19 protein-coding genes are annotated in these 21896 nt (G+C 41.4%); 15 read left to right on the forward strand and 4 right to left on the reverse strand.

The window, feature by feature from the left end; genetic code table 11:
* The first annotated feature begins 114 nt into the window (after positions 1 to 114).
* Both fmt and AC2SLO_RS01470 read left to right on the forward strand, forming a co-directional pair.
* Positions 115 to 1161 carry a methionyl-tRNA formyltransferase gene (gene fmt, locus AC2SLO_RS01465; RefSeq protein WP_486539750.1) on the forward strand — a complete coding sequence of 349 codons (1047 nt, stop codon included), beginning with the start codon at positions 115 to 117 and terminating at the stop codon, positions 1159 to 1161.
* A gap of 75 nt (positions 1162 to 1236) precedes the next feature.
* Positions 1237 to 2826, forward strand: a complete 1590-nt coding sequence (locus AC2SLO_RS01470; protein ID WP_486539748.1) for a transcription antitermination factor NusB — start codon at positions 1237 to 1239, stop codon at positions 2824 to 2826.
* 470 nt (positions 2827 to 3296) lie between these two features.
* Here AC2SLO_RS01470 and AC2SLO_RS01475 read toward each other — a convergent pair whose 3' ends face one another.
* Positions 3297 to 3584, reverse strand: coding sequence for a polyhydroxyalkanoic acid system family protein (locus AC2SLO_RS01475; protein ID WP_486539746.1), 288 nt, complete (start codon positions 3582 to 3584; stop codon positions 3297 to 3299).
* Positions 3585 to 3869: 285 nt separating this feature from the next.
* Between AC2SLO_RS01475 and AC2SLO_RS01480 the strand changes: the two genes are divergently transcribed.
* The 10 genes from AC2SLO_RS01480 to AC2SLO_RS01525 all read left to right on the forward strand — a co-directional run bounded on the left by AC2SLO_RS01480 (position 3870) and on the right by AC2SLO_RS01525 (position 13673).
* Entirely contained in the window at positions 3870 to 4601 is a 732-nt protein-coding gene (locus tag AC2SLO_RS01480) for a hypothetical protein (protein WP_486539744.1), read from the forward strand.
* Between the two features lie 173 nt (positions 4602 to 4774).
* Positions 4775 to 6190 (forward strand): threonine synthase, encoded by a 1416-nt coding sequence (thrC, locus tag AC2SLO_RS01485; protein WP_486539742.1) that lies wholly within the window; start codon positions 4775 to 4777, stop codon positions 6188 to 6190.
* Between the two features lie 234 nt (positions 6191 to 6424).
* Positions 6425 to 7711, forward strand: coding sequence for a DNA-processing protein DprA (gene dprA, locus AC2SLO_RS01490; protein ID WP_486539740.1), 1287 nt, complete (start codon positions 6425 to 6427; stop codon positions 7709 to 7711).
* A 165-nt stretch (positions 7712 to 7876) separates the two neighbouring features.
* Positions 7877 to 8560, forward strand: a complete 684-nt coding sequence (locus AC2SLO_RS01495; protein ID WP_486539738.1) for an L-threonylcarbamoyladenylate synthase — start codon at positions 7877 to 7879, stop codon at positions 8558 to 8560.
* A 184-nt stretch (positions 8561 to 8744) separates the two neighbouring features.
* Positions 8745 to 9263 carry a GbsR/MarR family transcriptional regulator gene (locus tag AC2SLO_RS01500; RefSeq protein ID WP_486539736.1) on the forward strand — a complete coding sequence of 173 codons (519 nt, stop codon included), beginning with the start codon at positions 8745 to 8747 and terminating at the stop codon, positions 9261 to 9263.
* A 176-nt stretch (positions 9264 to 9439) separates the two neighbouring features.
* Positions 9440 to 10441: a fatty acid desaturase family protein gene (locus AC2SLO_RS01505; protein ID WP_486539734.1), complete on the forward strand. Its 1002-nt coding sequence runs from the start codon at positions 9440 to 9442 to the stop codon at positions 10439 to 10441.
* 90 nt (positions 10442 to 10531) lie between these two features.
* A complete protein-coding gene (locus tag AC2SLO_RS01510) occupies positions 10532 to 11584 on the forward strand; it encodes an epimerase (protein WP_486539732.1) in 1053 nt (350 codons plus the stop codon).
* A 167-nt stretch (positions 11585 to 11751) separates the two neighbouring features.
* Positions 11752 to 12150 (forward strand): DoxX-like family protein, encoded by a 399-nt coding sequence (locus tag AC2SLO_RS01515; RefSeq protein WP_486539730.1) that lies wholly within the window; start codon positions 11752 to 11754, stop codon positions 12148 to 12150.
* 120 nt (positions 12151 to 12270) lie between these two features.
* Complete coding sequence (locus AC2SLO_RS01520) at positions 12271 to 12741, forward strand: DUF2269 family protein (RefSeq protein ID WP_486539728.1); 471 nt, start codon at positions 12271 to 12273, stop codon at positions 12739 to 12741.
* Positions 12742 to 12785: 44 nt separating this feature from the next.
* Positions 12786 to 13673, forward strand: coding sequence for an NAD-dependent epimerase/dehydratase family protein (locus AC2SLO_RS01525; RefSeq protein WP_486539726.1), 888 nt, complete (start codon positions 12786 to 12788; stop codon positions 13671 to 13673).
* 104 nt (positions 13674 to 13777) lie between these two features.
* Here the strand turns inward: AC2SLO_RS01525 and AC2SLO_RS01530 are convergent, their stop codons facing one another.
* Both AC2SLO_RS01530 and AC2SLO_RS01535 read right to left on the reverse strand, forming a co-directional pair.
* Positions 13778 to 14236 (reverse strand): hypothetical protein, encoded by a 459-nt coding sequence (locus AC2SLO_RS01530; protein ID WP_486539724.1) that lies wholly within the window; start codon positions 14234 to 14236, stop codon positions 13778 to 13780.
* A gap of 33 nt (positions 14237 to 14269) precedes the next feature.
* Complete coding sequence (locus AC2SLO_RS01535; RefSeq protein WP_486539722.1) at positions 14270 to 15535, reverse strand: efflux RND transporter periplasmic adaptor subunit; 1266 nt, start codon at positions 15533 to 15535, stop codon at positions 14270 to 14272.
* Positions 15536 to 16186: 651 nt separating this feature from the next.
* Here AC2SLO_RS01535 and grpE point away from each other — a divergent pair.
* Positions 16187 to 16819, forward strand: coding sequence for a nucleotide exchange factor GrpE (grpE, locus tag AC2SLO_RS01540; RefSeq protein WP_486539720.1), 633 nt, complete (start codon positions 16187 to 16189; stop codon positions 16817 to 16819).
* 257 nt (positions 16820 to 17076) lie between these two features.
* A complete protein-coding gene (gene dnaK / locus AC2SLO_RS01545; RefSeq protein WP_486539718.1) occupies positions 17077 to 19008 on the forward strand; it encodes a molecular chaperone DnaK in 1932 nt (643 codons plus the stop codon).
* 163 nt (positions 19009 to 19171) lie between these two features.
* Here the strand turns inward: dnaK and AC2SLO_RS01550 are convergent, their stop codons facing one another.
* Positions 19172 to 20395: an 8-amino-7-oxononanoate synthase gene (locus AC2SLO_RS01550; RefSeq protein ID WP_486539716.1), complete on the reverse strand. Its 1224-nt coding sequence runs from the start codon at positions 20393 to 20395 to the stop codon at positions 19172 to 19174.
* Between the two features lie 325 nt (positions 20396 to 20720).
* On the opposite strand from AC2SLO_RS01550, the gene AC2SLO_RS01555 reads away from it, so the two are divergent.
* Positions 20721 to 21302: a porin family protein gene (locus AC2SLO_RS01555; protein ID WP_486539714.1), complete on the forward strand. Its 582-nt coding sequence runs from the start codon at positions 20721 to 20723 to the stop codon at positions 21300 to 21302.
* Positions 21303 to 21896 lie beyond the last annotated feature (594 nt).

Genomic DNA, 21896 nt, shown 5'->3' on the forward strand with positions numbered 1-21896 from the left:
CTCAAGCTAAATGGTGATTGCCTGACAATTTCTCTATAATGAAACAAAAGCAGGGCTAAGTCTTATTTATCTACGACATTCTTATTTCTAACACCTATTTATCGAATAAAAATTATGAGCATTGAAAACCAGTCTTCTACCAAACAACGTGTGATTTTTGCCGGCACTCCAGAGTTTGCTGCGATTAGCTTAAAGGCACTTATTGAGCAGCAAGAGGCGCTTAATATAGATCTTGTCGCGGTTTATACTCAGCCTGATCGCAAGGCGGGGCGAGGACAAAAGTTAACGGCATCTCCTGTTAAACAACTGGCGCTTGAGCATAATATTCCAGTTGAGCAGCCAGCAACCTTCAAAAAAGCCAGTGAAGAAGGGCAAGTTTCACGTGAAACGTTAGCAAATTATCAACCTGACGTTATGGTGGTCGCCGCTTACGGTCTTATTTTGCCAATAGGTGTGTTAGAGACGCCGACGCATGGTTGTTTGAATATTCATGCGTCATTATTACCGCGTTGGCGCGGTGCAGCACCGATTCATCGTGCACTGCTCGCTGGTGATGAAAAAACAGGCATTACTATTATGCAGATGGATAAAGGCTTGGACACAGGCGACATGCTTTATAAAGCGTCTTACCAGATAGCAGTTGATGAAACCACCGCGAGCTTACATGACAAAATGGCCAATATGGGCGCTGAAGCTATTGTCACCGTACTAAAAGATTTGCCATATTATCAAGCACAGGCTGAAAAGCAGGACGATAGTCTTGCCAATTATGCTGAAAAGCTGAGTAAAAGTGAAGGGGAGATTGATTGGACAAAATCAGCGACTCGTATCGAGCGTCAGATACGGGGTATGCATCCGTATCCTGGTGCCTATACCTTTTTGGCAGACCCAGAGGGCAAGGCTGAGCCTAGACGTGTGAAAGTGTTGTCAGCCATGCCAGTGAACGCGTCACAAACGACGGTTGTAGAGCCAGGCACAGTTATTAGTGTCGGTAAAAACGCTGTCTTGGTGGCATGCGGTAAAGAGAGTGTGGATCAAGAAGCGACTACTTTGCGTTTAACTAAATTACAGTTTGCTGGTAGTAAGCCAGTCACCGCTGAACAAGTCTGTCATGGTAATCAGCTTGATGACGGTGACAAGTTTGTCGCTGCACCGAAATGACAAAAATCCGACTTATATAACAGTCAGTACAGCCAAACCAATCAAACCAAATCAATCATCATAATTAGGCATTAAATGAGCAGTAAACCAAATAGCACTACCCAAAATAAAAATGTCCGTGTGGCAGTGATTAATACCTTGTTATCAATTCAACAGGGTCAGTCACTAAGCGGTCTTTTGGATCCTTTATTAAACAGTTTAAATGGGGATGACAAAGGCTTTGCGCATGCATTGTTACTCACAACCTTACGCCATTGGCATGCAACCGCACGTTTGTTAGATAGCTTAGCGGACAATCCAATCGATGAGATTGAGGTGCGTACCACCATTCAATTGGGTATTACCCAACTGCTTTATCTTAATGTTGCCGATCACGCCGCAATTCATGAAACAGTTGAGGCGGTGAAACACATCGACTATGCGCGCGCATCAGGGTTGGTGAATGCTGTGCTGCGTAAAGTGGCTAAAAATCCAAATAAATTTCGCAAAAAAGCCAATAAAAACCATAGCTTACCAAACTGGCTAGCCCAGCAGTTAAAATCAGATTGGCGTGAATACTATGATGAGCTGACCCAAAGTTTGCGCCAGTCAGCACCGATGTTTTTGCGAGTAAATGGCCTGCAAACGGACAGTCAAAGTTATATCAAACAGCTGGCAGAAGAAGAGATATCTGCAGAAGAGATATCTTTAAAAACCACTATTAATACGGATGAGACTAATGCAAATAACGATAGTCTGGAGATTGAACAACACGCGATTGAGCTGATTGATAGTGTGCCTGTCAGTCGTCTGCCTGAGTTTGAAGAAGGTATTGCTAGCGTACAAGATGCGCATGCACAGCTGGCGGCGCCTATTATTGATGCGCTACTTCAAAGGGCGATTAGTACTAATTCAGCACAAAATGTACGCTTGCTAGATGCTTGTGCCGCGCCGGGTGGTAAATTAGCTCATTGGCTTGAGCTGTTAGGTAATCAAGAGAAACAAGAAACAGAACTGTTTCACGTGAAACAAGCTGATGAACAGGATAATCCTATTAGCAATGTTGAGCTGACAGCGATTGATAATGAAGCGCCTCGTATTACACGTATTTTTGAGAACTTAGAGCGGTTACAACTGCCAGCGCCTATCGTCAATAGCAAATTGCATTTGGACATAGAATGCGTGGATGCGACCACTTGGCAAGCCAAAGAGTCGAGTGATGATTCGGCTGGCTTTGATGCGATATTGCTCGATGCGCCTTGTACCGCAACGGGCGTTATCAGTCGTCATCCAGACATTACCTTGCTACGGGAGGAAGAAGATGTACAACATACGGTGCAACTGCAAGAGCAAATATTGGATAACTTATGGCCACAGTTAAAGAATGGCGGTTATCTGTTATACATCACCTGTTCGATATTAAAGCAAGAAAACGTGGAACAGATGCAAGCCTTCTTAAAGCGTCATAAAGATGCGGTGGCTGTGGCATTTGACGATGAGAAAACTAATTGGGGCATTGAGCAAGCGGTTGGTCGTCAGTGTTTGCCTGTCTATAAAATGAATGTCGCATTAGAGCCAACAGCCGTTGAAGATGACAGACCTGAAAACGATGAGCAACAAGTCATAGCTCAAGCACCGGTAGGTGGTGATGGGTTTTATTATGCCATTATTAGAAAACAGATTTAGAAAGCAGGGTTAGACCGCAAGATTGGCGTTAACCGCGTATCAGAGTCCGGCTTTTTACTCAAAGCGTCAGCAGTGGCTCGTATGGTGATGTGGTTGCCTATTCGAGTCAGCCTTCTCAAAGTCAGGAACTGAGGTGTCTTTCCCTGAGTTATCTGAGACCCTAAGCCAAGGCTATAGGGGACATGACAGCTTTGCGATTAAAGGCAATCAATTAGTCAGAGAGTGTAAGCTGTATATTAGACGGTGATACCAATGCTAATCCAACCAGAAAAACCTGTCATATTACCTATCGTTTGGTAGATGGCGAAGCATCACGTCAATTTGTGGTAGATAAAGTGGTTGAGCTTTAAGTCACTCTAAACCTGAATAAATTAAACCGTTTTAAAAAAATAAAAACCCAGTTCACTAATGAACTGGGTTTTTTATGGCATCAATAAAAGCCATAATGTGGTCAATCCGCGTGAAAAAAACTAGCTTAAATGCTTATTTAAACCTGATTCTAACGCATCTTTAATCTTACCTTTTAATGGTTTGGCCAAAAAGCCTAAGGTCGCTTCAATGCGTATTTTATTGGCATCCAAAGTGGCTTTGCCATCGATGCCTTTACGACTAATCGTTACATTATCCTCATTTTCGCCTTCAACATAGTTGGCATCAATGCCGTATTTTTCTTTGGCACTTTCAAGCCATTTTTTAGCCTGTTCGCGGGCGGTATTAAAGTCTAAACTATGTTGTTTTTCGATTTCGATATCTGCCATGTTGTTACCCTCTGTTATTGTTAATTATTAAACGATTAAAATATTTAAAATGACTATAATCTGATCATAAGTCAGACAGTGGCATATTTATATCATTTAATTGTATGGCTAACAATTCAGTTATGTAGTGGGGATGATAACTCTAATCTGCTAGTTGTCACTATTATAAAGGTTAATAGTAAGACTAATACTAAACTTGCCCTAGCGCATCTACCTGACTAATGGCATTTAAAGGGCAAGGTTGAATCTCAAATAGCTGAAGTGAATAGAATTGGAGCAACTTTAATGGATTTAACGACACATCTTAGCGATACTCAAATAGCGTTTTTAGACGAACTCATCAGTTTTGTCCTTGAAGACTGGAGAATTAATAAACAGGATTATGGCTTTTATAAATCTCGTATTGAAAAATGGCAAAAACAGGGCTACTACGATGATGCTATGCTTTATTTTTGGTATTACGAACCAATAGAAGGTTTAAATTCTAAGCAGGTTGATAGCTTTTACGCTTTTATAAAGGTTATCAATGGGTTAGGTTTTTTATATCCATCAACTGAGCAAGCTTTAATGGCTAATACATTTAAGTATATTAAGCGCCTTAAAGTATCTAAGACTATTGAAGAGAGAACAGACGCTATATTAAGTTTTTGGCAAGGTATTGACTATGGAGAAGCTATTAATGTCGCTGATTTTTATCGAAAATTTAATTTAATGAGAGATAAAAATCAAATCATACAGGATGGTGATTGGGATAAGTTTGACAAGGATGGGTTTGAGAAGTCTTACCAGTACATTTTGACGCAAAGTAGGCTGTGGGAAGCACAATATCCTAAAGGCATATTAAGCATATATGAGCAGTTAATTTATAAGGGCGAAACTGTAGAAAGCCAAGCAAGTGCTATTGAATATCAATTCGAAACAGCGTTGGTAGAAGAAACACAGTGTGATGAAAATATATCAGAACACAAAAAAGAGTCTAAGCTTAGAAAACTTTTTGACTGGATAAAGCATTTTTAATGGACACTTCAGCTTGTAGAAGTGCGATTAGCGATAAAGCGCATGCCAAAACTACCACAAACCCCACAACAAAAACCAATAAGCCGTTTATTTAATATGGCTTATGTCTGAAAATATGCTACTCTTTTTGTTATAAAAATTTATGTAATCTTTTGACAGGATAAGACGAAGACATGAAATATATCAGTACGCGCGGTCAAACCGAGAAGATGGATTTTAGCGATGTGTTGTTGATGGGACTAGCACCAGACGGTGGCTTGATGCTACCTGAAAGCTATCCTCAAATTGATTCGAAAACATTAAACGAGTGGCGTCATCTTAACTATCCTGAGCTTGCGTTTGCAATTATGCGTCTGTATGCCACGGATATTGATGATGCAGATTTAAAAGATATTATCGAGCGCACTTATACGGCTAAGGTTTTTGGTAGCGAAGAGATTGTGCCGGTGCGTAAGCTTAAAGAGGACTTGTATATTTTAGGCTTATCTAATGGTCCAACGCTTGCATTTAAAGACGTGGCGATGCAGTTTTTGGGTAATGCCTTTGAATATGTGTTGAAGCAAAAAGGCAAGCGTCTGACCATCATTGGCGCAACCAGTGGTGACACCGGCAGTGCAGCAGAATATGCGCTACGAGGCAAAGACAATATCGAAGTGTTTATGATGTCGCCGCATGGCAAAATGAGTGAGTTTCAGCGCGCTCAGATGTATAGTTTAACGGATGCCAATATTCATAATATTGCCATTAAAGGTATGTTTGATGACTGTCAAGATATCGTTAAAGCATTACAACAAGATGCAGATTTTAAAGCCAAATATAGCTTGGGTACGGTTAACTCTATTAACTGGGGGCGTATCTTAGCGCAAATCGTTTATTACTTTAAAGGCTACTTTGCAGCGACTAAAAACAACGATGAGAAAGTCAGCTTCTGCGTGCCGTCAGGTAACTTTGGTAATATCTGTGCTGGTCATATTGCCCGCGAAATGGGTCTACCAATTGACCGTTTGATTGTCGCAACAAACGAGAACGACGTACTAAATGACTTCTTTAATCAAGGCACTTATACACCGCGTCCTGCGGATAAAACCTATGTGACATCTAGCCCGTCTATGGACATCTCCAAAGCCTCAAACTTTGAGCGCTTTATTTATCTGTTATTAGAAAAAGACAGCAAACGTGTGCATGAGTTGTTTGATGGTGTGAAGGCAGGTAAAGGGTTTGACTTGTCAGATGTGTTAGAGGCGGTGAATACGCGTTACGGCTTTGCAGCCGGTAAGTCAACGCATCAAGACCGTTTAAATACCATTAAAGCGGTGTACGAAAATTATAACGACTTGGTTGATCCACACACGGCCGACGGTATTAAAGTGGCGCAAGAGCTACAAAAAGAGGGTGAGGTCATCATCTGTGCGGAGACGGCGCTACCGGTTAAATTCTCAGAGACTATTTTTGAAGCAGTTGGCGAGATAGACATTGAACGTCCTGAGCATACCAAAGATATTGAAAGTCTAGAGCAATATGTGACGGTATTAGAAAATGACGCAAGCTTAGTAGCCAATGAGATTAAGGCAGTGGTTCCTGCTCAATAAGCAGTTCGTTCAGTAGAATAAGTTGGCTAATAGAATAAAGTATGGGCTATATTGTACTCAGTTATAAAGTCTTATCCGTATAGAAAAAGACACTGTCTAAAATCGGCAGTGTCTTATTTAGTTTATTGGCTTAATAAAAGCGCCCACAAAGGGTAGATAACCTATAAACTAACCACGCCGTTATCCGTAATGGTTATTTAGACGAACCTAAATTCACAGCCTTTGGCGACTATTATGACAGTACTTGAGTCTGCATTGGACGCAGAGCAGGCCTCCATTCTTTTGTTATGGCAGAGAGTAAATGCTTCGCTTTCTGCGTTTCATACCTTAATCACTCGCTTTAAATCTGCGGCATTGGCATTATTACGTACGCCATCTGAATGGGCGGAAATAAAAATTCATGCAAAGCATGTTATTCGCCATAGAGAGGCGGAGCAAGGGACAGATCAAGCATATATAGCCTCCTTAGCTCAGCGTATTGCTAATAATGAGTTCCAGATAGTGTTTTCTAATCAATCCCATTATCCGCAGCAACTACTGGTTTTGTTTTATGCGCCGCCGCTTTTATTTTATCGCGGGAATAGCGAGCGTTTAAACCAAGCACAAATTGCTATCGTCGGTAGCCGAAAGCCCACGGTCAGTGCGCAGAAATTCACCTTTGATATGGCGCAATATTTGGCCAAAGCCGGTTACATTATTACCAGTGGACTGGCACAAGGCGTGGATAATCAAGCTCATTTAGGGGCGCTGTCGCAAATGGCAGACTGTGCAGGTCGTAGCATTGGGGTAATGGGCACCGGTATTGATGTCTGCTATCCCAAGCAGCACCAGCCGTTGTTTGATCGCATGATTGCCGAGGGTGGTTGTATTGTTAGTGAGCTGTTGCCGGGTACGCCGCCCAATAAACATACCTTTCCAAGACGTAATAGATTGGTGGCAGGCTTAAGCTTGGGTACGATTGTTACTGAGGCTACTATCAATAGTGGCTCGCTGATTACGGCGCGATTAACCTCAGAGCAAGGCAAACAAGTCTTTGCTATGCCCAGTCGTATTGATAATAGAAATGCAGAAGGCTGTCATCACTTGATTCGGGAAGGCGCGACTTTGATATATCATCCCGAACAGGTCATTAATGATTTATCGAGCCAGATGGTATCACCCATGCAGCGCCAAGCCTTAGCGCAGTCAAGTTATCCTAACAATCATCCAAGTGGTGCTATCGAATCGGCTTTTGTCGCAACTGGTGAACACACCTCAAAGACGGTCTCTAAGTCACCCACTAAACTTAGCCAAACTGCGGTCTCTACGATAAGCTCGCAGCCGGTTAAAACACCATTAACAGCGGTGGTCGTGCCGGATCATTTGCAATCGCTATGGGTGCATATTGATTATAGCGCTCAAGATTTGGACGGATTGATTCAAAAGACACAGCTTGATACGTCCAGCCTATTAAGCCAGTTAATGGAGCTTGAGTTGATGGGACTTATTACACAAATAGGTGGGCGGTATCAGCGCTTATAAAAGCGAGTGTGCCAATGAATGATATAGGCACGCGTGAATAACACAGAAACCATCAGCGTTTAAACCAGAGTCCGTTATAATGAGCATAAGCGATAGTCCATTAACTTGAATCTACTATAGCCTTATTGCTCATAAATCCTTACCTTTATGCAAAGCCTAGCCTCTATGACATCTTCACACACTTTCATACCTAAGCCAAATAACCTCAATAATATGGTTAATATTACTCAAGAAGCTAAGGTGGCTGCCACTTGGTTGCAGGCCGGCGAATTGTTGGCTTATCCGACGGAGAGCGTGTGGGGTATTGGCTGTGATGCTTATAATAAAGCCGCGGTCGGACGTATCTTGGCTATCAAGAAACGTCCGCGTGATAAAGGGATGATTGTCATTACAGACAGCATTGAGCGTATAGAGCCCTTATTGATGTTGTTGCCAGAAGCAAGACGTCAGCAGGTTATAGACAGTTGGTGGCTGACGGATGCTAACGCCTCTCAAGCGACAGAAAAGCAGGCGCATACTTGGTTGCTTCCTGTGTCTAAAGATACGTTGTCTAATCATACAGAGCAGTCATTCCCAACATGGATTACTGGTAAATATCAGTCTATCGCAGTGCGGGTAATTAATCATCCGCTGATTGCTGAGCTATGCGCCAGTATGGTGAGTAGCCATAACCCTTATGGTTTGGTAGTTTCTACCAGTTGTAATCCGTCAGGAGAAGCACCGGCAACCACCTTACAAGCCGCATATGACTATTTTGGTTCCAACATTAAGTATCTTAATGGCAATACCTTAAACTATACTCTGCCTAGTCAAATCAGAGACGGGTTAACAAGCAAGATTATCCGCTAAAGCCGTTGTTAGATTAATTATTTATATCTAAAAGATAGGCTAGTAACGATTGTATAACGAATGTAGCAAATACATTCATACATTAATTTCAGTATTGACAGAAATAAAAGAATGGTTCATGCTAATGCCATTAACCGGATAAACGGTTCTACTTTTATTATTAAATTAGAATAAGACGTTATTTATGAAACTAAATCCAGCGACCGAAAGGTTTGTACTACACTGGGGTGAAATGGGCACGCAGTGGGGCGTTAATCGCACCATGTCACAGATTCATGCACTACTATATATTATCGGCCGTCCTCTAAATGCAGAAGAGATTACCGAAACATTAGGTGTGGCTCGATCTAATGTATCGACCAGTCTAAAAGAGCTACAAAACTGGGGACTGGTGCAGAAAGTCTCCATACTTGGGGATCGCCGTGATCATTTTAGTACGCATACTGATGTGTGGGAGCTGGCACGTATTATTGTCATAGAGCGTCAAAAACGAGAACTGGCGCCTACGGTAGATTTTCTTCAATCATTGATAGATAGTCCAGAGTTTGGGCAGGAAAATGCAGAGGTACAAAGCCGTATCAAAGAAACACAAGAGTTTGTTGATACCTTAACCAGTTGGTCGAATGAAATGCTTAAGCTGCCAACGACCACTTTAAAAAAGATACTCAAGCTGGGCGCGCGTATTCGCAAAAAATTAAGCTAGCATCCTTATCTTAGTGGTTGTGGTTAGTTGGAAAAGAGTAGGATATTAGAGCATACCCTAAAAATTTAAGATTTTATTTCTGTTTTAACAGAAAATACTAAAATAAAAGAATTATTTTTACTAAAGCTATCGACATAATCACTTCATATAAAGACGTTACTATAAGGACATGGAAAATGAACACAAAGCAGCGGGTTCAGTATAAAAAACAGATTAGTAAGCAAGCCATTGCCAGTGTTGAATGGAAGGACTTGCGTCGGTTAAGTGGTTGGCAAGTGGCTTATAACCTGATTTTACCTTTTCCCTCTTTGATATTGTCTTGGTGGTTTGCCAGTCAATCGCTGTTTGTTTTTGCATGCCTATTTACTTATTTGTTTTTTGCATCGGCCTTTCGACAAGCACATGATGGGTATCACCACAGTTTGGGTGTGAGCAAGTCGATTACCACTTTTATGCTGATGTTGATGAGTGTGTTTTTATTGACCAGTTTGCATGCGATTAAAGCCACACATATGCAGCATCATCGTAATCCGCTTGGTGAGGATGACATTGAAGGTAGCTTGGCAAAATTATCATGGTGGCAAGCATTGATTGGCGGCATAGGTTATCGTTTGGCTATTTATCGTGAAGGTTTACGTCTTAGTAATAAGCGTAATCGCATAAAGTCAGTCATTGAGTTTGTATTGATTGGCAGCGTTATTATGATGGCGTTGGTGCTTATCACAACCTATATCCTGATACCGGTTATGGCGCCGACCATGGGTATAGATATATTAAGCGGTAATAGTATTTATTTGCCTATCGTAGCGAAAGTGGCTGCCTATCATTTGACGGTGATGTTTTTGGCGAATGCTTTAGTAGGTATTATCGCTGTTTGGGGTGTACACCATGATGCAGAGGATACCATCGCGCGTACGGAGCGAAATACACTGGTTAATCTGTTGACCTTTGGGCTGTTATATCACGTTGAGCACCATATATTTCCGGCAGTGCCGACCAATAATTTACCCGAACTGGCACACCGATTAGATAAGGCATTACCGCAGTTAACCCAGAACCGAGTTGTACCCACTGCCAGTCAGTTAAATAATTATATTATCAATACAATTGAGCGTTTCAGAGATAAGTATAGTGGAGGTAACGACGAGTGTCCGCTGCGTAGACACTGGGCTCTATAAAACGATTAGCATTTAACGATTAGCATTTAAAGCGGTAAACTGACTATTAGCTATTAATGGACATTTATATACCTTATCAGGAAGATTGACATGAATATACTCATCAGCGGTGGTACAGGACTTATAGGAACGGCGTTTAGCTATTGGGTTCAGCACCATATAAATCTAGCGCAGTCAAAAGTTGAGTTAGACTCTGATGCTCAAAACGTGCAAAATGGTATGAGTGATAATCCGGTTCATATCACTTGGCTTACCCGAGACGTGCATCAAGCGCATCCTGATTTTATTGATATGATGAGCTATGAGCAGCTGCAAACAACAGATAAGAGCTTTGATGTTATTTTAAATCTGGCAGGGGCCGGAATTGCCGACAAACGTTGGAGCAATGCGCGTCGACAGACTTTAATGCAGAGCCGCCTTAAACCCACTGTGGCGTTAATAGACTATATCGCACGGATAGAGAATAAACCGAAATTGATGTTAAGTGGCTCAGCTATCGGCTGGTATGGTAATCAAGGCGACACACCGCTTGATGAAAACAGTCCTTCTGACGATCACGGTTCAGATGATTTTGCGCATCAATTGTGTGCGGCATGGGAGTCCAAAGCCAAAGAGGCATTGGCGTTTGATGTACCGGTTATTATCCTACGTACCGGTATCGTGATTCATCCTGATGGCGGTATGCTGGCCAAGTTATTACCCTCGTTTAAAATGGGGATGGGCGGGCAACTGGGTGATGGCAATCAGGTCATGAGCTGGATTAGTCTGACCGATTGGGTGCGTGCGGCATGGCATATTATTCAGTATCACTTAAATCCAAGAACAGCTTATAGTGGCTCTGTCAATGATGAGGAGAACCAACAATCAAGTAGTTGCGCATACGCCGTTGTTTATAATCTCACAGCACCGGATCCGGTAATAAATGCGGTCTTTACCCAAATTATCGGTAACTGGCTGCACAGGCCTACCTTTATGACGTTGCCCGCTTGGTTGCTAAAGCTAATGTTTGGTGACATGGCAAGCTTGCTTATCTACGGCCAAAAAGTACTGCCAAAACAGTTACTGGAGGCTGGGTTTAAGTTTGAATATATCGCGCTCAAACAGGCATTGGTAGAGCAGCACTCTATAACTAATTTGAGCTGATACTAATACAATATCAAGCACCTAAATAACCAGTAGTTTGGCCATCTTAGGTGTTGGCTTTTACAAATATTTATCAGCTTATTTCAGTTATAACAGAAATAAAAGAAATAACCAAGTCTGTTTGATATGAATAACCTAGGTATGACAAACGCTATTAGGAGGTAAGTATGACAGCCAACCTTATGATATCAGAGCAGCCTAAAAAGCCGCCTTTCTATCTTTATATTAGCTTGGCAATGCTGTGGTTATATAGCGGTATTGTCCCTATGATCTTTGCCGAGCAAGAGTCACTTAATATGTTGGGGCAGCTCGGTATTGGCGAGGTATATCAGAGCAGTGTGTTTTATCTTGCCTCCTCACTAGATATTGGGTTTGGGGTGCTCATATTAACTCGATATCGCTATCATGCTCTGTTATGGCTTGCTCAGTTTTGTATCGTTATAGGCTATAGCCTTATCGTTACCATAGGTTTACCAGAGAATTTGATACATCCCTTTGCACCGTTAATTAAGAACATACCTATCATGGCGTTATTGCTATTTCTATATCAAAAGCATCGCTCTTAGTGACTACTTACTTAGTATGACATTCATTAAGCGTTCAAACTTAGATCATTTTTATTAACTTATTTCATTTTAGACAGAAATAAAAGAAATATAGTGGCAAGCTTATAGCGGAGAAAGTCTATGACTTTGTATTTATTTATTAAAACCCTGCATATCTTATCAGCTACTTTTATAATGGGGACGGGGCTTGGCACCGCCTTTTATCTATTTGTTACCAACCGTAGTGGCAGTGTACCGGCACAAGCGGTAGTTAGTAAATGGGTCTGTAAAGCCGACTGGTGGTTTACGACCCCTGCGGTTATATTCCAGCCGCTATCTGGACTTTGGATGGCACATTATCTGGGTATGCCGTTCGGCTCAACCTGGATTTGGCTGTCTCTAGTGCTGTTTGTCTTTGCAGGAGTGTGTTGGTTGCCAGTGGTGGTTTGGCAAATGAAAATGCGTGACATGGCGCAGCATTCTCAGCAAATGGGAGACAGTCAATTACCCTCGAAGTATTGGAAATTAGCACGGCGCTGGGAGATGGCAGGCTATCCGGCATTTACAGCTGTGGTGATTATATTTTTCTTAATGGTTGTGAAACCAATGTAGGGAAGGCAATGGCCATGACATCAGCGAAGAGACAGGCTAATAATATGGCATCCCATATAAAGACTATCCTAGTATTGGGTGCATCAGGCTTTATTGGTAAGAGCTTAATTGAAAGGTTAGAGCCACTAGATATAGAGGTTCGCACTCCGAGCAGTCAGCAAGTTAACTTTATGGATCCAGATTGGCAACAAATAGCGGCGCTACTCGACGGGGTAGAGGTGGTTATAAATCTCGTAGGAGTCATGAGCCAAGATACACAGATGCTAGAGCAGGTACATCATCTTACTCCTCTTCAAATAGCACAGGTGGCTAAGCAGTTTCACGTGAAACATTGGGTAAATCTATCTGCACTGGGTGCAAACGAGCAGCATGCAGTCGCCTTTTTATCGAGTAAAGGGCGAGGTGACATTCAGTTATTGGCTTTGGTCGACGAGCAATTTAAAGTATCCGTTATACGACCGTCTTTAGTGTTTGGTAGAGGTGGAATAAGTACCGAAGCCTTTGTAAGTTTGGCTAAGCTGCCTATTTTAATATTACCAGAAAGGGGGCGTTATCTAGTTCAACCGGTGCATATTAACGATCTGGTTCAAGGTTTAATGAACCTTGGGATAGATTGTGACAATAAATGCGGTCAGCATGATAGTAAAGATAAGCAAAATATTATCAACGCCACTGGTGGGGAGGCGGTCAGTTTTGCAGAGTATCTAATCACGCTACGCCATACTATTCATAACTTACGCGCACCGATTATCATTGGCATACCGAACTGGCTAGCCCATATGGCAGTATCTATCGCCGGTTTGGTTATTAAAGATGGAATATTAAATAAAGACAGTCTACATTTACTGGCAGATGGGTCAATTGCTGATAATCAGCAATTTAGGCAATTAATAGGATATAAGCCACTTGGTTATAAGGCGTTTAAATATTAAGTGAATGATGTTTCATGTGGAACATATGATTACGATAAATTTAGTTATCTTTTCTATAATAACGTTTCACGTGAAACATTATTATTAGTTATTTCGGTAGCTATTTATACTGTGCCTTTTTTATCCCGAATAAAATAAATCAGAGCAGTTAGTGCGGCTACAAGGGCGGATAGCAAAGCGCCTGTCAAAAGGGTGTTTAAAAAAGCGAAAATAAACGGATGCTGTATTTGATTAATGCCCAGTCTGTCATCGGTAATACCTACCGAAATAATCCCAGCCCAAAGCTCTGGTGATAAAGGTATACCTAAGAATAAGAACAGGTTAAGCAGCTGTAGAGCCGCTTTAATATAGACACTTCGTTTTAACGCCTCATGCAGCTTAGTCTGACCGCGCTTAATAAAGTGGGCATCGACTGCGCCATAAATACCGATAAATACTACAATACCGGCGAACATACCGATTAAGGCCCATAATGTTGAATTGACAACAATATTACCCCAGAAAAAACTGGCTAGGGCATTAAACAATACCCAAAAGCCCCAAAATATCCAATGATTTTTCATAATGCTCCTTAACCATTTATGCTAGGGCTTGTTTTAATCGACAGAGATAAGCTTACCGGCAGAGTCTTTGGGTAAATCGGCCAGACAAACCAGGCTGTCATTATTAATACCGTGTACCAGATATTTATCTGAATCACCAAAATATTGAATCACCTCTACTGGCGTATAAGACAGGCGTTGGTCTTGCTCAATTACCCACACGAAGCCTTTAATAGGGCTCGTCGGCCGATTATGCTTGGCATTTAACACATCCAAATCCGCTTCGTGTATCGCCTGCTTAGGTAAACGCACACCAAGCTCTGTTTGACCGTAATCAATACTCATCGCCGCGCGCATCCCAGGTTCTAGCGCCGCTTTGTTCTCGTCACTTGAGATAAGCGGTGCACGAACGATTAGGTAGCCGGCCTCCACATCTGGGGTAATATGGCTAATCTGACCAGTAAACTCTGTGTTTACATCGAATACAGTGAAATTAACCGATCGACCTACGGACAGCTGTGATTGTGTGGACAACGGTAGCTTGCCGATAAGCTGTAAACGCTGAGTATTACCAATGGTCATTAAAGAGGTATTAGCAGGCACGTCATACTCAATGACGTCAGCCTCAACATTTAATTCCTCCTGAGCCATCAATGCTTGTTTAATCTCTTTATTAATCTGAGTAACCTCGCCATCGATGGGCGCTCTAAACACTAAGGTCACCGCTATCAAGTCTTCGGACTTTTTATTGTCTGAGTCTGGATTAGCAGAGGTATCGTTTTTGGCGGTATTAGCAGAGTCCGTATTATTCGACGCTTTATTAGCCTTAGATTGAGCCGCCCTCTTATCGCTTGCATTCAAATCTAGTTTTGGCAACGATTTCGAAGGCGCTTCTTTATTATTCGACGCTATGGTCTCACTTGGTTTGTCTTGCACAGCATATTGCTGTGCTAACGGCTGATCATTACCCTCAATCAGCGCATCAATCGAGTCGAAATGCGTATAACGTGCGGTATTGGCATCAATACGGGTTTGTAGAGTGGCTATCACCTGTCCTTTTTTCACCCAATCGCCCTCTTTAACAGCAATGGACAATTTATCCGCACGGTAAGGTGTTTTGATGTCTACAATATCTACCGGTATTAGCGCGCCTTCTAGGTTATAGCTTGGCTGGTAGCGCTCTGGGTTACTGGTCTGAATAAGCGAGTTATCTACAATGACTTTATCGGCCAAGATTTCAACCTTTGGCTTATCGGCTGCATTGTTGGCCGGCTTGTCACAGCCTGTTAATAATAAACTCGTCCCCAATATAGTCGCCATAATAAATCTAGTACCTCTCAATTGTGACAGGCGAGATAGGGTGGGATGAGAGGTTAACAAAGGCGATGACATAAGAACAAGATATCCTGTTTATTTATAATGTTGGGGCGATAAAGCGGCTATTGTTTAGATTAAAGTATTGAGAGTGCTATTTGAATAGGTGACTCTCTGAACCAATATGGATAAATAATAATCTAGAGTATACAAGGGTGTCCTATTTATAGTGCATATTAGCCATCATAAATAGATATAGCACATATAACACTTCATAACCTTGAAATAAGTTTAACCGCTCTCAAAAAGAGGGTTAACACTAGGCTATGATTTGATTTCAGCCAATAGTTTAAAGAATAATTTCCCCATTCTTGTTAGTGGATTGTGTTAAGTTTGTGCTTAGACCTTGAAATTTTACCCAATGACCTTTATCAAGCAGTAAGAATAGACCGTAGATATCAGTGATTGCAACGATTAAAGTCGCGGTCTGCAGAATTAAAATAAGTGAAATAAAATCTAAGAATAATCTCATAGAACGCATTCATACTAATGTTTATTGTTAGTTTACGTTAATCAATGCCAACAACGGCAGATATTTCATAATTAACCTTTATGTCATAAATAAAGCCAAAATAATTCGGCTGTTAAGGAGATACCATGAGTAACAATCAAGAGAACAATAACGCAGAAAATCTAGACCATGATACCCAAAACCCAACCGCAGCACAGTCTAACGTTGAGAAATCAGGGACTGTATTAGAAGAAACCTTGAATGAGTTCAACCCAGAAGTCAACGGCGGCGAGAACGGTGTGATTCATAGCGAAATCGATGTGAAAGCTTATGAAGAGCGCATTGCTCAGCTAGAGGACGAGGTAAAAGCCGCTAAAGAAGGTCAAGCCCGTGCCAATGCCGATGCGTATAACGCACAAAAACGCATGGAGCAAGAAACTGAGAAGAGCCGTAAATTCGCGCTACAAAAATTCATTAAAGAATTATTAGAAGTTGTGGATAACTTAGAGCGCGCTATTGTTAGCGTACATGCCGACGATGATGCCGACGATGCTATCTTAGAGGGCGTAAAACTAACGCACAAATCATTCTTAACCGCACTTGAAAAGCAAGGCGTTGAAGTCGTGAATCCAGAAGATGCGAAGTTCGACCCTGAATACCATGAAGCGGTAGGCATTGATGCAGATGCGCCAGCGGATACCGTGGGTGAAGTGCTGCAAAAAGGTTATACCTTAAATGGCCGTTTACTGCGCCCTGCTATGGTTAAAGTAGGTCAGTAAGCGTATTACCTCGTTTAAGCAAAATATCTACAAGCTGAATGTAGCCCCTTATTAGATAAAAATAGGGGCTGACATACAAAAAAAGACAAAAAATTGTGATTTTTGCGAATTTTTAACTTGAAAAATTAAAGAGCCAAACCGATATAAACAGACAAGAAGCGAGGCTTACTGCTCAATCAAGATTTCGATGAGGTCAGTAAACCGAAAGCTAACCCTGAAATAAACACGAACAATAAATTATTTGGAGTTTTAATATTATGGCTAAAACAATAGGTATTGACCTAGGTACAACGAACTCTTGTGTGGCAGTAATGGAAGGTGACAAAGTTAAAGTCATCGAAAATGCTGAAGGTACACGCACAACCCCCTCAATCATCGCTTATAAAGATGGTGAAATTTTAGTAGGTCAATCTGCAAAACGTCAGGCAGTAACCAACCCTAACAATACTTTATATGCTATCAAGCGCCTTATCGGTCGCCGCTTTGAAGACAAAGTGGTTCAAAAAGACATCGGTATGGTACCTTACAAAATCGTTAAAGCCGACAATGGTGATGCGTGGGTAGAAGTAAATGGTAAAAAAATGGCGCCACCACAAGTATCTGCTGAAATCCTTCAAAAAATGAAGAAAACAGCTGAAGATTATCTTGGTGAGAAAGTAACAGATGCTGTAGTAACTGTACCCGCTTACTTCAACGACTCTCAGCGTCAAGCTACCAAAGATGCCGGTAAAATTGCTGGCTTAAACGTTAAGCGTATTATCAACGAGCCAACTGCAGCAGCACTTGCTTATGGTATGGATAAAAAGCAAGGCGACCGTACGATCGCTGTATATGACTTAGGCGGTGGTACATTTGACGTATCAATCATCGAAATCGCTGACGTTGATGGCGAGCAGCAGTTCGAAGTATTATCAACCAACGGTGATACTTTCTTAGGTGGTGAAGATTTTGATTTAGCACTAATCGACTTTTTAGTGGATGAGTTCAAAAAAGAACAAGACTTCAACCTAAAAGGTGATGCGCTAGCAATGCAGCGTCTAAAAGAAGCTGCTGAAAAAGCAAAAATCGAATTATCAAGCGCTCAAAGCACTGAAGTAAACCTACCTTACATCACTGCTGATGCGACTGGTCCTAAGCATTTGGTTGTTACTATCAGCCGCTCTAAGCTTGAAGCATTAACAGAAGCGTTAGTAAAACGTACAATCGATCCTTGTAAAGTAGCGTTAGAAGATGCGGGCCTTAAAGCAAGCGACATCGATGATGTTATCTTAGTCGGTGGTCAGACTCGTATGCCATTGGTTCAAAAAACCGTAGAAGAGTTCTTCGGTCAAGAGCCACGTAAGGACGTGAACCCTGATGAAGCAGTAGCCGTTGGTGCAGCGATTCAAGGTGCAGTATTATCAGGTGACAAAACTGACGTACTATTACTTGACGTAACACCTTTAACACTTGGTATCGAAACAATGGGCGGTGTAATGACACCTATCATCGAGAAAAACACGATGATCCCAACTAAGAAATCACAAGTGTTCTCAACTGCTGAAGACAATCAGCCTGCGGTTACCATTCAGGTATACCAAGGTGAGCGTAAAGTGGCTTCACAGAACAAATTGCTTGGTAACTTCAACCTAACGGATATCCCACCCGCACCACGTGGTATCCCACAAATTGAAGTCACCTTCGATATCAACGCTGACGGTATCATGAACATCTCAGCGAAAGATAAAGGCACTGGTAAAGAGCAGAGCATCCAGATTAAAGCGGACTCTGGTTTATCGGATGAAGAAATCGAGCAAATGGTACGTGACGCAGAAGCAAATGCTGCTGAAGATGAGAAATTCGCAGCCCTAGCTCAAGTACGTAACGAAGCGGATGGTCGTATCCATGCGATTCAAAAAGCCATGACTGAAGCGGGAGATAAAGTTACTGACGATGAAAAATCTGCAGTAGATACTGCTATCAGTGAGCTTGAGACAGCGACTAAAGAAGATGATCATGATGACATCAAAGCGAAGCTTGAAGCATTAGATAATGCCTTCTTACCAATTAGCCAGAAGATCTACTCTGCTGGTCAAGGTGCAGAAGGTGTTGACCCAACTCAAGCGGGTGCTGAAACAGCTGACAATGCTGCAGACGACGATGTCGTTGACGCTGAGTTCACTGAAGTGAACGAGGACGACAAGAAGTAATTAGCTATAAAATTTGAGCTAATGGTTTCTAACTATTAGGCTTGATTGATATTAGGTTCATTGAAACGTTTCAGCGTTAAGCCTAATTGCAAAGAAAAAGACCATACTCCTAGAGTATGGTCTTTTTTTATAACTTGAATTTATGTAAAAAGCTTTAAGTGGACTATAACTGTTCGACAAGACGGGTACAGTCATGAGCAGTAAGCTTCGCATTCATGACCAAACGGATGCGTGCGGTGTTAATAGGGACGGTGGGCGGACGAATAGGCAACGCATAGAACCCAGCCTGTTGTAGCTGTTGCGCTTTATTAACAGCGCTGGCGTTATCCCCTAATATATAGGGAATAATTGGAGACTGGTAATGAATATCCGTCTCAGTATTTATGGCCTGCGAGACTTGCAGCGAAATCTCGGCGAGGTGGGTTCGCAGCTGACTAAAGGAAGGCATTTTAGCCAATACAAATCGTGTCCAGCTATGGGTAATAGGAGGTAGAGCTGTACTAAAAATAAAAGAACGCATTTGATTGATTAGCCAATGCTTAATAGTCTCTTCACAAATCAGATACGCCCCCATAGAAGCAAAGGCTTTACCGAAAGTGCCGATAATATAGTCAATATCAGTCAATGTTTGAGTTTCCTCAGCGAGTCCCAATCCATTACGACCAAGTACCCCAACCGCATGCGCTTCGTCAACATACAGCTCAATTCGTGAGTCCATTGCTTTTAGCTTTACCAGCGCTGGCAGGTCAGCGCGATCACCATCCATACTAAAGATACTTTCTGTGACGATGATAATGCGTTCAATTGAGGCATCAACTTGTTTAAGGAGTGAAGATAAATGTTCCATATCGTTGTGACGATAACGCTGATAGGTACAATGCTCTCTATCTTTACTACTAATTAAACGGACACCATCAATGATACTGGCATGAACTAAACTGTCGGTTAGAATAAGTGTCTTTAGCGGTAATCTAGCCAAGGCAGGCAATATTCCAATATTGGCATGGTAGCCACTGTTCATCACTAACACAGCTTTGGATAAAGTGTCATGTTGCTCATACGGTATGGCAAGCTTATACCACTCAAGTAACTCGTGTTCTAATAAGGGCAACTGTTCATGGTTTCCCGTCAGCAGACGAGAAGAGGTTGAGCCCATTTGTGGAAGCTGTGATATGGGTAACTCTTGTAGCTGGGTTAAAAATTGCGACTGCAATATCGTATCACTGCCCAATCCTAAATAATCATTACTTGAAATATTTAATAGAGGCTTGTCATTTATTTCAATCCAGCGATCACGATGTTTTACAGTAGGCAGATGGCGATATTGGTGTTGTGATTTTAGAGTTTCTAACTTATCAATGGTGCTTAAAAGCGACGGACCTGCCATAAAAGTATCCTCAATGATGTTTTTTAACTTTAATAATGGATAAAAACTGAAAATAATAGAAAATAAACTAGCTTAATATCAATCAGATGTTGAGAAAGTATTGCAAAAATCGTTATATGTAACAAATAGTTTCATAACTCGCCCTTTGTTACCTCCCATACAAAAAAAAGGGGTAAAAGTTAACCTCTCACCTATCAAACACCGACAGACTCCTTGAAATATTTTGTTACTATGGACACATCAACAATAAGCAAGGTTATTAATGCTCAACTCACTGAATACACCAATGACTTTGCTATTGAATATGTTTCACTAGGAGAATAATATGAAACTTTTACAGAAAACACTTCTTGCTTTGGCTGCTGGTTCATTAATGACTGCTGGCGCACAAGCTGCAATTACTTATGGTAATGGTATGACAGCTGAACCATATATCGGTGCCAAAATCGGTCAGTATGACCTAGATAAAGCAGATGACGAAGCATTATCATACGGTATCTACGGTGGTGCTAAATTCACACCTAACTGGGGTATCGAAGCTGAATACCTAACTACTAGTGATGAAGATTTCCAAGGCGGTGTAAGTAAGTCTGAATATAAAGCGGATGTCTATGGCCTATATGCAACTTATGACTATACTTTCCCAGGTTCAGACATGTATGCTAAAGGTCGTCTAGGTGTTGCGAAAAACAAAGTAGACGTAGACTCTAAAACTGTAGCATACAACCGTTATGACGGTAGTGAATCAGATACTGGTATTGCTGGTGGTGTTGGCCTAGGTTACAACATCGCGCCTAATGCAGCAGTAGAGCTTGCATACGACTGGTATCCAAAAGTTGATGACGTTGCAGACCAAGGTGATCTTGATGCAAGTGGCGTAACTTTAGGTGCTAAGTTCAAGTTCTAATCATTAAATGAGATGAGGATAGTCATAGCTGATTTATAAGAATCTAACTGATTCTATTAAGTAATTAACTATCAGGCATTACCCAAAAACGACTGCTCCGGCAGTCGTTTTTTTATGCCTGGTATTTGGTATCGGCTTAAATTCGTTAAACCCTTTATCAAAAAAGGAAGCTTACTTTGAATACCTAAGTCTTTAGTGATTGGTCAAAGAATTAAGTTAAAGATTGACCTTAAATTGTTAACATAATTGTTAAGTTTAAAAAGTGATATGTTTGGCAATTCCCCCCAAAGTCGCTATCAAAGCAGATAAAAGAGGTGGTAATTAATAATAACGTATAGTTTTATTAGATACTTTTTATTGCAAAACTTAACTTCGAGCCTATTAAACATAGACAGAGTTCATAGCAGGGCTTGTTAGTATGGGGTTTATCAAATCGGTGCAGCGGTGAATCAGGTCGACTCATATAATTTTCTTTGATGACTGGTGTAACGATATAGACAGTTCTAAGAGTATGTAAGATAAGCATAAACTGACATTGCATGAACTGAGACTGAATATACTTATTTATTTAAAGTCCCTTTTTTAGAGTAACTT

It is taken from the genome of Psychrobacter sp. CX14, assembly GCF_057396205.2.